A 12,155-nucleotide genomic window follows, 5' to 3' on the forward strand; every position below is an offset into this window, starting at 1 on the left:
TGCGTAACATAACTTTACAACATGTCCCAATTTGCGCGTATCCCGGCTGAACCCCTTCAAGGCTCACGAAGAGTGCGAATCTCTCCATGTTGCTGAATATGTTCAACTAACCGTTTGGTTTCACCGCCAGCTAATTCTAATTCCCTAACATTGCCCACCAAAATAAACAATTCCTTTGCCCTACTAACGGCTGTATTCAGTAAATTGGGTTTGCGGTTCAGGAACCAAAAACTATGCTCTTGGTGGCACTGGTAAGGAGAGAAGATGATGGCTGCTTTCTCTCCTCCTTGAAAGGTGTGAACCGTGCCAATATCATCCCAAGAAAAGTTTCGCCAACGGTTAGAGAGTCGATACCTCAGCGCGTTGGCTTGCTGTGAAAACGGCGACATCACCCCAATTGTCTTAGAGTTGTCATCCGAGCCAATAGAATAGCCATGCTTCAGCAAGGACGCGATCGCAGTTTCTACGGCATCGATTTCTTCGGGATTGGTGTGATTTAAGTGGCTTCCCTCTACGTGGTAAGCCAGCAGGTGCTTAACTGTTGCTTCCTCGGTATAATCTGAAAGGATTTGCAGACCACCAGGATAGTTGGGACTGCAAAACTGAATAATGGGTGGGGTGCAACGGTAATGATTAGAGAGGATAATGCCGTTGCCCAAGTCGGATTCTGTGCCATTAGCACCAGCCGCACGGTGATAAGCAGTAGCTGTGTATTTGGCAGTGGGGGCATAGCGATAATAGTCTTCATTCCCCATGCCCCGATCCAGAAAGGCAGTTTTCAGATATTGTTTGATGGTATCGTCGCAAAGGTTAACTATTGGCTCAATTTGTTGGGGGTCGCCTGCCACTACTGCCCGTTGCGATCGCACCAGCAAGGGAAATAATTGATGTATAAGAGTTGTACCTGCTTCGTCCACCAGTGCCAGCTTTACGCTATTGGGTTGAAGAATTGGCAGCATATTACGTATTGATTGCAGACTGGAGCTAATGACAGGGAAAATCAAACTCAAGTCACGGTAGATAGCATCACCGTCTGTTGACAGTTTGAGCAATGCCTCTCCATCCCCTATCAATAAGCTGCCATAAGTTGACAATGCTCTCATAACGCTATGTTTGCGCCGGAGAGTTTCTTGCAACAGAAAAGCCCAGGCACGTTGAAACAGTTCTAGCTGCAATGAGTGATGGTCACGGTAAAAACGACTGTAGAAATCCCCTTGTGGGTAACTATCAAGTTGTTTTTGGAAAAGTTGATGTCTGAAAAGTTTTAACTCTAGTTCTTTATTTAAAGCTGTTAGCTGGGTTTGAATTTCAGTGACTTTTTGGTTAAGATTCTGCCATTGCTGTGAAAAATCGAGTTTTTGGTTAACAGAGGTCACTGCTGTGATTAAACTAGGGCGGTCAAGGGGGGTCTGAAAAGGATGCCCTGTTGCCAAGGTGTTTAAAACAGCAGCGTTGATTCGCAAAGCCAACCGCCGAAAAATTCGCTGATCTGTAGTAGCATTAAGCCAATCCAAGGCGCGTTTTGTGATGGAGTCGGACTCTTTTGCTAGTTCTCGTTCTGCCTGGGATAAAGCTTCTTGTATTTGCTGGTAGGCATCAATGGGAAAATTTGCATAATCTGCCAAACTTGATAGCTGTTCAGTTAGGGCTTGTAACTCGGAATCAGTAACAGCAATCTCGTTATTGAGGGATTGGATTTCTACTTCCAGTTGCGATCGCAGTTCGGCATCAGTGACTTTTTGGGCAGTATTAAAGCGGTCTTGATCTATCAGTTGCTGAATTTCACTCTCTGCAACTGATAGATCAAGTTTGGATTTTTCCCAAGCAGATTGATTAAATTCAGTCTGACGCAGCCAATCTTGGGTTGATTGCAGTTTGGGTAGAGTTTCCTTACGGATAATAGTTTGGTTGCCGCCGGGGAGATAAAACTGTTGAGCAGGAGAATTTATAGTCAGTCGTTGTTGAAATTTTTTAATGGCACTGTTATTAGTGCCGACAAAAAGTATTAAATTATTTGCATCATCTTCACCGCGAACAAGCCGTAACGCCCGATCCACTACTTGCTGTGCTACGAGATGCAGAAATACTTCTGTTTTTCCAGTTCCGGGTGGCCCACAAACAGCAGTTAATAAGTTCTCTTGGGCGTGTTTGAGAACAGAGGCTTGAAATTCATCAGGCGGATGGTCAGGGAAAGCCCCCCAGAACATCACCTCATCTCTGGGTGATTGTGGCTCTCCCCATAAGTACTGCATTGCTGGGTGAGTTTCAGTTAGCCATTCTGCCTTAGAGTCAGGTTGTTGAAGTTCCTTGAGGATTTCTTGCAGGTCTTGCTTCAGGAGGGCATTGTAGGGCGTAAAGTCGCAGCGTAGCAAATAAGGTTGCCGAGAGGTTTTGTATTTTCCTTCGGGTAAGTCCACCAGATCAAGAAAGTCTCGAAGCGTTGGGAATCTGACTTTAAATGTATCTTCTAAAAATTTTCCAATTCCTGAAGCAATAATCAGTGATTCGGCTTGCTCCTCCTCTAGCCCGTACAGCCGCATCAAATTAACAACCACTGGCTGAAACTCGTATTCGGTCAAGTCCCAGCCAGTTTTGCGGTAATTACCTTTAAAGATGGGTGAAATATCAATTGTAAACAGAGGTAGGTATTTCAGCCTTTGCTCTTTTCCCTTCCCTTGGATTATATAGATTTGTGGGAAAGCAACAGCCATCTGAACATCATTTTTGTTCCCTCTTTTAGCTGCTTGCTGCTGTTGCTGGAATTGCGTAAATACTTCGCTATCTAACAGTAGCTTGTTGCCAAGAAGCTGCACTCCCTTATCTACTACTTTTGAATAGATATCTGAAGAACGCTCGACCTCAGCTTGAGTCAGTTCTTCTAACCTGATGTAGCCTAGCCAGGATTGTACTATCTGGATAAGTTTTTCTGACTCTTGCATGGGGACTTAAACTTAAAAAGGAACACAAGCTAAGTATAAAAAATATTTGAGCCTTTTGCTTTCTACGTCCTGCTTTTGGTATGCAAGGTTACTCAACATTTGTGAGCGTCTCCAGTTGTGCAAGTAGTTTTTCTATTTGCTTGCGCTTCTTCGGGTCTGACCAAATGCGCGACTTCCTTAGTTTGGTAGTCGCAGCAGTAAAGCGCTCTTTGTAATTGTCAGACTCGGTGTTTGGGGTAGAGTTTGGGCTTTTCTTCTCACTGATGCGCTGTCTAATTTCGCTTAAAGACCAGTTGTTGGCAATAGCTTGTTCTAAAAAGGCAATGCGCTCATCTAATTTCTGAATTTGGGCGATGGCTTTGGCTTTGGTGTACTCAAGTGAGCCTTCCCTTAGCGCATCAAGGATATCTTCTGGGAGGTTGAGCAAGGGTAGACGGTTCTTAACAAAAGATTCCCAGATCATTAACCCTAAGCCATCAAACACAGATTCAACGATTTTTAGGTCTGGGTTTAATGGCTGCTCCTGGTTGAGGTCGGAATTATCCGTTTCGGTTTCGCCCATAACGTTATGGGTAGATAATTCAATATCACCTTTATCGTCGCTGATAACGTTATTAGTGGACTCAGTTTCAACTCCGCCCATAACGTTATGGGTAGGTTCATCACCTTCGCTTTCCAGAGCGCCCATAACGTTATGGGTAACTGTAGATGCTTTGTAATGTTGGCGTTGTAGACGATACAGTAATGGGGGTATCTCCTCAACACTTCGACCTAGTTTGAGAGACAGCAGTTGCAGGATACCTTCAGTTTCTTCAACTGGGTTGAGGTCTTCCCGAAGTAAGTTTTCTATAAGTGCAAATTGAAAAGCTGCGTTGTCGTCTAACTCTCTAATGACGACGGGGACAACTTTCAGCCCAATACTTAAGGCAGCACGATAGCGGCGTTCTCCTGCGACTAATTCGTGTTTCTCTCCATCAAGAGGACGTACCAACAAGGGCTGCAAGATGCCATGCTGTTTGATGGATTCAGTTAACTGCTTTAATGCTTCAGAATCAAAGTAACGGCGTGGTTGATTCGGCGGCAGAGAAATCTGGTCTAATGGGATGGTCACTTGAGAATCGGCATTAATAACGCCTGTGGTGTCCCAAGGTACATCAATTTTGCTTTTGAGGGGTTGGCTGGCTTTAGTCGTGCGTCTCATTTGAAGTCTGCTAAACTAACGGCTATTTTTTTCAAGATTTGGACAGATGGGTGCTTGGGATCGTAAACTGCAAGGGGCATTCGTTCTTCTGAAGCATCAACAAAAGCAGTAGAGCGAGGAATGGGGGCAAAGACAGTTCCGGCACTTGCTAGTTGTTCGGTGATGGCTGCTAGGGTACGAGTGTCCTGGGAGTTCCGGGCATCGTATTTGGTGGGGACAAACCCGGCTATTTGTAGTTTGCGGTTGGGTTTATTGCGTACTGTAGCGACCGTTTTTAGTAATTCGCCTGTTCCCTCAAAGGCTTTGAAATGGGTTTCTAGGGGAACGAGAACATGGGTAGCAGCTACAAGGGAGATGTAACTTAGTAGCCCTAAGCTGGGAGGGCAATCTATTAAGATAAAATCGTAATCTGATTCAATTGGTTCGATGGCTTCTTTCAGGCGGAAATCGCGCATGGAAGCACTAACCAATTGCATTTCTGCCGTAGAAAGAGAGATGTTGGCAGGGGCTAAATCCATACCATGAATCCCCTCATGGATTGGCAGGGGTTGTTCATCCACAATGGCATTGTTGACGGTTTGCTCTATGTCTCTTGGAACCTTGCCCATAAAAATAGTTAAGCTGGCTTGGGGGTCTATGTCGATGAGCAGAACGCGATTACCCAGTTGTGCTATGTGGTAGCCCAGGTTTTGGGTAAGGGTGGTTTTGGCAACACCTCCCGCCTGATTAAAAACTGCGATGATTCGGCTCATAAGTGAGTTGGTTTACCTGCTCCGTTACAACTAAAGATAACGGTGATATGTTAATTGGCAATGTATAGTTTTGTTTTGGGTAAATATCACCATCAATATACAATTCATACCAAGTTTTATCTCTAATTTCGGTGATTGCTAATTTCTGCGTTCGCTTGGCCTCAGCCATACAATGGTTGTGTCAACAAAATATGATGATGGCACAATACTCGTGTCTTACCACACTAACCCACACCTTAAGCAATACCTCTCAGAACTTGTTCAAAGATTTCCCAACGCTCATTTCTACGCTTGGCATATAAATGACAGTTTCTAAACTTAGCTAGATCATCGGTGACCTAAATATGAATCCCATTCGGAAATCTACCATAGTACTAGGTACAGTAGGCTTCATCCTATTTTCTGTACTTTTGCTTGTATTTCTACCGTGGAGCTTTAACTTCTTTGGCTACGCACTACCAGGAAAAGGAGGATTACCTTGCCGAGTTTCATACGGTCATCGGGTCTATATTGCTTCAAATAAGTGCATTGGAGTTTTTTCCTACGGGATACAGCTTCCGTGTAGGACAGAGTTAGATTTGATAGATAAAAAGTCGTGGCCACTTACCCAAGTGGGACAAATACCTACCTTGTTGGGTGAACCCTATCCACTGTTCCTAGATGCTCCTTCTATCAAACAGATCAAGCAATGGACACCAACAGGTGTATTTGTTCGCACTAGCAGTAACTGCTACATTGGCTATAACCTTTCAGGCGGCCCGTAAGAGTAACATATCGCTCGTGAGAAGTATTGGAACAGCCAAAATGAGCCGATTTTTGTTGGCACTCAACACCACAAACAACTCTTAACTTCTAGGCGGTCTTTCTTTCCAGGATTTAAGAACTTGTGGCTCGGAGTCGGCGTTAGCGGAGTGGCTCTTGCGGGCTTGCAGGATCTAGTTGTCCCAACCAGTAATCTTTCTGCCCGTAAGAGCCACCGACTCCGAGAGCGTAGCGGTCACGAGTTCGTCTGGTCAACATGAGATCACCGACTAAAACCTCTAGAGCGTTGCTTTTGCTCCAGTTTCTCTTGCTGCTGCCGCTCTCTAACAAGAATCTCATTCCAAGTCAGCCCACTAGGTGTAATTCTTTTAGCCTGGGGTAACATTTCCTGAACGGCAAGGGATGCTTCATTCCCCAGATCATCATTATTAAATGCCAGCCCAATCCTGTTGATATTTCTGAGGAGTTCAAAGGGCAAATCATTCGGATCATCCACTGCCATGTACATTGTTCTAACTGGTGGTTGCCCCTTGTGTCCGCTCCTGTCAATCTCTGCCATTGTCAGGGCATCGATGGGGGAAGAACACAGGTATACTCTCTCGATTTTATCCTCTGCCTCTCCACCCAATTTGAAATGAAACCATCCTGAAGAGCGATCGCTGTTAGAGGGGTACTCCGTACAACGATTGTCAATTCGTGCAGTATCCCAAACCAGTGCGCCTGACTTTTCACCGTCTAAATCTCGCTTGATAAAGACAACTTTTTCCTGTTGATCTATATAAGCCAATCCCTGGCGTTGTAATGGTTGCACAAGGAAATTGGTTAGGGCGCGAGTATTAGTCAGGTAATACTGTAATACTCGCTGTAGGCTTTCATCCTCTGGAGGTGGTGTAAACTGGGGTCGAGTTGGTGTTTGAGCTAAAATCACTTCCTGTTGTGGTAGATATTCTGGCAGGGATATAACAGGATTTAACAGCAACTCGTTAATGCGTTGGTCATCGCGTTGTGATTGGTAGTCAACTCCTCGATGTTTTTGCAGTCCTGGGAAGGTATAAGCCGCACCTAATTGTGTGCCACTAAAAGCTTGCCCATCTTTTTCATAAGAAATTCCTTTAGACTTCCCATTTCTAGTAAATCCTGTCCTTACACTGATGCCATCAACCTGCAATCGCATGATTAATATTGGCATCTGAGGATTGTCAACAGATGCGTTGTCAATTATTTGCTGAACTTGCTCCTTAATAGTGCGTTCTGGGGGAGAGTCGCGTTGCCCCAACGAATATTCTTCTTGCTCTCGCCGGATGCGCCTGATTTGCCCTGTGCTGGGTGTGCGATTCAGTTTCTCTCTGCTGCCTTGGACTTGTACTAAATCATAGTCAATCTCTATTTGTCGCAGGATTTTTTCAGAGCGCACATAATCCCAGGAATCATGCACTAACAGCCCCGTGTCCATCCTAATTCTGCTGGCTGCAATGTGGATGTGGTCGTCGTCGGTGTTATGGTGGCGGAAGATGACAAACTGATTGGCATCAAAACCCATCTCAAACATGTAGCGTGAGCCGATTTCGCTCCACTTCTCATCATCTAAAAAGTCCCCCTTAGCAGCTGACAGAGAAACATGATAAACAACTCGGTCTGCATCAGAATTCAGTTGTCGAGACAGCTTAAATTCCTGCGCCAATTCACGGGCATTTCTACCGCTCATATTGCCGCCGATTAGTTTGGCATCTTCGCGGGATTCCAAATAATCCAACAGCTTGCGAAAACCTCTGCCCTTAGTCTGCTTCCCAATCATCGGATTCCTCTTCCTCTTCCGAGTCGTCATCATCAACATCATCAGAGGCAATGTCTCGCCTACACTGATGCAACAATTCTAAAAGTTCTCGTAACAGTTCGGGTTTTGCAGGTAAAGTTCGCCCAATTTTTAGCGCTGTGTTAGTTGCTTTTACAAGCTGGTTGAGGTTGTTCCCGATTTGTCCTAATTCCCAATATGTTTGCAAGCTAATTTTACTCAATCGTTTTGGTAATGGACGCATCAACGCATTACGCCTCATTAGTTCACTGGCTGATATCCCCGCATCAAGTGATTTAATCCGAATCATATCCAGTTCGATGTCGCTCAACCTCACCGGGAAGATGTGCTTTCGGACTAGGGCTTTTGACTGCTTGCGATTTGCCATAGTTTAGGGGGAATGAGGACATCACGCGAGGGGGGTTTTTAGGGGGGTGAAACCCCACTAAACCAGCTTTGCCGTCCGAGCGGAGCGAGGTAAAGCGTAAGCTTTGAGGCATGGCTGGCTTCAAGCCCATTTTCGGAGTAGGGTAGGTATCGTGTGCTACGTGTGTACGGAGAACCCAGCAGGGGGCTGAAGGCGGGAGTACAACGGTGTAGCCGTGCTGCTGATCATCCTACAACTTACAGGGGGAGATAGCAACGGCGTAGCCGGAATTTGAATCCAATCAAGCAGTCGGTAAATTCTGGTTCGGCGTAGCCACAGCACAAGAGATAAAAACGGCGTAGCCGCTATATGAAAATTCTCTGATTCAGCGTAGCTGGCACACAATATAATAGTTGGGCGTAGCCGGAATACGAAAAGATAATTTAGCGTAGCTGCTTTAACTAAAGTTATCTTATTCAGCGAAGCTGTAATAGGCAGATTTTTTAGCATTAGTTTGAATAAGACTACCAGCGAAGCTGCCATACTAAAAACTAGTTCGGCGTAGCCACAATACGAAAAGGTAATTCAGCGTAGCCGCAATCGCCGATTTTTCTAGAATTTTGAAAACTCTCTTGGTGCAAATTATTTCAAATAGCCGATAATTATCAGTTAATCGGTATTCATGAGTAACCATGAGTGAGCATCAGAATTCAGAAGTAATTACGAAGGGCAAGATTGATAAGGCCATCAATCTACTGAAGGAGCAGAAGCCGAAAGAGCGAGAAGATGTATCGGACAGGGAAGCTGTTCGTAAGATGCGGAGATACATTGAGAAGCTGACTTCTGACAAGTACGGCTACACTTATGATGAAGTCTCAGAGATGTTGAAGGGGCTGGGCATTCATTTGACTGGCAGCAGAATCAAATATTTGATGGGTGAATTGAAGAAAAGCAGTCGTCGCCAGAAAAACACATCTTTAAGCGACGACAAAAATCGGTCATCAAATCCGGCTACTGAAACTGAGCCATTAGTGGTAAATACTGCGTCAGTTCAAGCTAGTAGTGAGCCGGATAAATCAACAGTAAATAGTGCAAAGGGCAAGAGACAAAGTAAACAGCCTTTATCGCAGCAGCAACAGGCTTCATCAAACCTATAATTAGAAAAATCCTATGAATATAGAATTATTAATTGGAACATGGCTGTTAACAGGAAGCATTTCTCTAAACAGCCAAATTGAATTTATCGGTGATGAACCAGATCCGAATGGTGTCGAAAATTGGTTGAATGGTAACAGCAACAATTTAATTGCTCAGGTAGAAGCAACCGAAGGGCTAACTCTAACTATCTCATCAGATGGGAAATTCTTTGAAGAAAGAACAGGCGAACCAAAAGTTTATTGGTTTGACAGTGAAGGGGTATTGGAGTCTGAAGTTATACCGTTTAACGGTCATCTAAGTTTCTATGATTCTAAAGCCTTCTTATTGCTTGATGATCTGGTATCGTGGGCTGTACCTAGCGATGAAGTTAGTAAAAAAAAGCTCAGATCCGATGATGGTGACACGAAAATAGCTGATAGCATTGAACTTCAAGGCGAACATCTTATACGAACCATCTCAGTAGTAACGGATGAACTTTACTTAGATAGAGTAATTATCGTATACAAAAAGCAAATAAGTGAAGGTATGCGCTAACCACTTTTCATCGTCGTCTAAGTCAGCCAAATTTTTATTACTACCGCTATTAAGACTATCTAATAGCAGGAGTAATATTTTTTCTTTCCGTAGCCCAGCCCTATAAGCATTACAATTCTCAAAGCTTTAGTTTAATTAAACTGATGACATTCACCTATTCTCTATACCCAGATAATTGGTCAGAAATTGCCACGTCAGTTAAGCAACAAGCCCAGTGGCGTTGTCAAAAGTGCGGGTTACACTGCATACCCCCTGGTGAAAAAACATCACATTTAACACGCTCAAAACGCAGGGTGTACACGCTACAGGTTCATCATTGGGACAGAAACCCAGCTTAGAACCACAGAGGCAACCTTATAGCTCTTTGCAGTGCTTGTCACCTTTTATACCATAGGGGTGGAAAATCAAATGTTTCACCGGGGCAGCTATCTTTGTGGTAAATAAGTATGGATGATGATACTCAAGAACTAATCGCAATTCAGCAAGAACTTTCAGGAATCAGCTCACGCCTGAGAAAGATTTTTCCGTCAACTCATCCCCAATTTGACAACGTGTTTGAAGACGTGGGTGCAGCTGGATATTATATTCGTGAAGCTGGTTATCGTCTGGAATCAGTTCTTATGACTGTTCAAGGTGATAGCGCAGGTTCTGCGAGTGATGCAGAGTGGAGAAACTGAAATTGAATAAACTTCAGTAGGTAAACAACGAAAGAAAGTCATCAGCAAGTCAGCCCTAACAGCCGGGGTACATCCGTGTAAAACTCGCCGCATCGCCCTAGTACTAAAAACTTGGGCAACTTCCGCCACCCCCTCTAACAGGTGATCTGGTGATGACTCCGATTCAGCAATCAACATCGGGAAGTATGTACGCGCTAGCCACTTTTCATCATCGGTTAATTCAGCCAAATTTTTATTACTACCGCTATTAAGACTATCTAATAGCAAGAGTAATAATTTTTTAAAGTGCTGCCAGCCCCCCCAGCGTTGGGTAAATCGGCTCACCCATCCTTGGGTAGTGTCTATGATTTTGGCGATCGCCTTTTGTCCAATTTTCTGGTGTGACTGCCAAAGCTGGGTGAACGCTTTGACGATGGCGTGTCCCGTCTGCTGATCTCGGCTACCCGCTTCGGTGCATAGAGAGCAGGCATCGACAACCTCTAACTTGATTCCGGGCAGTTCATCTAAGAGAAAACTAAGGTCATAGTCAGCGCAGAAGTAGAATGTAAGCTCCACATTGGGGCGACGATGTGAACGTAATCGCCCAATCTCTTGTATAATTTCTGCATTAATTAGTTCAGTGAGATACTTTTGGAAAGTGCTGTTTTTATCTTCCAGGTTGACTGGTGAACCAGTCATCACCTGATATTGTGCTGCTAAAACACCAATGTTTTGGTAAGGAATGCCAAAAGAAGCGATCGCATCACACTCACTAAACCTGTTAACACCACGCCCATCGACGAAGTGACCGTATTCTGTGCGGCCCTCGGTTTGGGATGCAATCTGTTTCCAATCGATAATGCCAAGGTTGGGGCAGAGTTTTTTCAAGGTTTCTTTGAGGGCATTAACACGAGCGCTAAGTGGAAGGGAGCGGTTTTTGGGCAGTTTCCCCAGCCCCGTGACGTTGACTACTTTTAAATTGCCGTAGTCAGGGCGTTGTTGCTCGATGGTTAACACGGGGTCACTGATGCCCAGTTTCAATTTCAATTGCTGGGATTTGAAAGTGGCATCAAGATAAATATTAAATTGGGCAGAATTGGCCAATTCAGTGTGCTTGGGGTTTCGGCGGTAAATGCTGAGTACACCCCATTGAGATTGGAAACTACCATCACCCTTCCAAGCGAGGAGAAAGTCAGGCAACCAGTAATTAGGCAAGTCAAGAAACTCCCTACCTGCCGTTCGTGCGCTGTCTTTAACTAGTTTCTTAGAAGCATAACGAGCCGCAGAGCTTTTTTTGAGTTGTTTATCTTGGGTAATATCAATTGAGTCCAAGTCCTCTAAGAAAGTTAAATCAGGTTCTACAGTTTGCTGAATCGCTTCGATATCTAAGCCTGTGGGGAAAGGGGGCAGCAGCGCACGGATGCTGGCATCATCAAAGCCATAGCGGTCAGTGGATTTAAGTTGTTGAGTAAACAGTTGGTGTAAAACCAAGAGGGCAGGTTGTAGCTGTGACATTATATTTGGTTCTAACAGTAGCAGCTTGCCGACGGTGGTTTCAAAATCGCTGAGGTTTACATCAACATTACGCACGGGCTTGATAAGTGTGCCTGCTTCTTCCCATAACCGCCCAACAGTGAAAGTTTGGTCAGCAGCGTTAGTTAAGGTAACAGGTGTAGAGTCGGGGTGCGCTCTGAGTGAGGAATAATTTTGAATTGCTGTACGCTTTTGAAACCGGAAGCCAAAACCATCACCACTAGCGAAACGGCACTGATTCTTAAGGGAACAACCGCCACAGATGGGGCTGATACCGCTCTCTTCAAAATCAAGGCTGCTAAAATTCTTGTTACGAAATGCGTTAAATAAATAAGTTCTGTGACAATTACCGTCAGTGTCGGCAGTCTCACCCGCTTTAGTCCACAATTTAAAATCCTCACCAGTGGGAGTTTTGCGGGTGGGATCTAGTTTAAAGCCGTTGTGCCGCACTGGTAAGTCAA

At 44.6% G+C, this 12,155-nt stretch carries 10 protein-coding genes and 1 pseudogene; 4 read left to right on the forward strand and 7 right to left on the reverse strand.

Going from position 1 to position 12,155, the window contains the following annotated elements:
* Positions 1-56: 56 nt before the first annotated feature.
* The 4 genes from ACFE90_RS29415 to ACFE90_RS29430 form a co-directional block, all read right to left on the reverse strand.
* Positions 57-2,939, reverse strand: coding sequence for a DEAD/DEAH box helicase (locus tag ACFE90_RS29415; RefSeq protein ID WP_375505907.1), 2,883 nt, complete (start codon positions 2,937-2,939; stop codon positions 57-59).
* Positions 2,940-3,027: 88 nt separating this feature from the next.
* Positions 3,028-4,140 (reverse strand): ParB/RepB/Spo0J family partition protein, encoded by a 1,113-nt coding sequence (locus ACFE90_RS29420; RefSeq protein ID WP_375505908.1) that lies wholly within the window; start codon positions 4,138-4,140, stop codon positions 3,028-3,030.
* The gene (locus ACFE90_RS29425) at positions 4,137-4,892 is read right to left on the reverse strand and encodes a ParA family protein (protein ID WP_375505909.1); all 756 of its coding nucleotides are present in this window, start codon (positions 4,890-4,892) and stop codon (positions 4,137-4,139) included. The genes ACFE90_RS29420 and ACFE90_RS29425 overlap by 4 nt, the downstream gene beginning before the upstream one ends.
* Positions 4,867-5,061: a hypothetical protein gene (locus ACFE90_RS29430; protein WP_375505910.1), complete on the reverse strand. Its 195-nt coding sequence runs from the start codon at positions 5,059-5,061 to the stop codon at positions 4,867-4,869. Before ACFE90_RS29430 ends, ACFE90_RS29425 begins: the two co-directional genes overlap by 26 nt.
* 175 nt (positions 5,062-5,236) lie before the next feature.
* On the opposite strand from ACFE90_RS29430, the gene ACFE90_RS29435 reads away from it, so the two are divergent.
* A complete protein-coding gene (locus ACFE90_RS29435) occupies positions 5,237-5,656 on the forward strand; it encodes a hypothetical protein (RefSeq protein ID WP_375505911.1) in 420 nt (139 codons plus the stop codon).
* Between the two features lie 260 nt (positions 5,657-5,916).
* On the opposite strand, the gene ACFE90_RS29440 is transcribed toward ACFE90_RS29435, so the two are convergent.
* Together ACFE90_RS29440 and ACFE90_RS29445 are read right to left on the reverse strand one after the other, a co-directional pair.
* On the reverse strand, positions 5,917-7,449 hold the full coding sequence (locus tag ACFE90_RS29440) for a relaxase/mobilization nuclease domain-containing protein (RefSeq protein ID WP_375505912.1): 1,533 nt from the start codon (positions 7,447-7,449) through the stop codon (positions 5,917-5,919).
* Positions 7,430-7,834, reverse strand: a complete 405-nt coding sequence (locus ACFE90_RS29445) for a plasmid mobilization relaxosome protein MobC (protein WP_375505913.1) — start codon at positions 7,832-7,834, stop codon at positions 7,430-7,432. The genes ACFE90_RS29440 and ACFE90_RS29445 overlap by 20 nt, the downstream gene beginning before the upstream one ends.
* Positions 7,835-8,505: 671 nt before the next feature.
* Between ACFE90_RS29445 and ACFE90_RS29450 the strand changes: the two genes are divergently transcribed.
* The 3 genes from ACFE90_RS29450 (at position 8,506) to ACFE90_RS29460 (ending at position 10,182) form a co-directional block, all read left to right on the forward strand.
* Positions 8,506-8,970: a hypothetical protein gene (locus ACFE90_RS29450; protein ID WP_375505914.1), complete on the forward strand. Its 465-nt coding sequence runs from the start codon at positions 8,506-8,508 to the stop codon at positions 8,968-8,970.
* A 13-nt stretch (positions 8,971-8,983) separates the two neighbouring features.
* The gene (locus tag ACFE90_RS29455; protein WP_375505915.1) at positions 8,984-9,505 is read left to right on the forward strand and encodes a hypothetical protein; all 522 of its coding nucleotides are present in this window, start codon (positions 8,984-8,986) and stop codon (positions 9,503-9,505) included.
* Between the two features lie 446 nt (positions 9,506-9,951).
* Positions 9,952-10,182: a hypothetical protein gene (locus ACFE90_RS29460; RefSeq protein ID WP_375505916.1), complete on the forward strand. Its 231-nt coding sequence runs from the start codon at positions 9,952-9,954 to the stop codon at positions 10,180-10,182.
* Here ACFE90_RS29460 and ACFE90_RS29465 read toward each other — a convergent pair.
* Positions 10,117-12,155: pseudogene (locus tag ACFE90_RS29465) on the reverse strand (DNA primase); the annotation flags it as partial. The gene ACFE90_RS29460 and the pseudogene ACFE90_RS29465 sit on opposite strands and share 66 nt — an antisense overlap.

It is taken from the genome of uncultured Nostoc sp., assembly GCF_964245445.1.
GTDB lineage: Bacteria > Cyanobacteriota > Cyanobacteriia > Cyanobacteriales > Nostocaceae > Nostoc.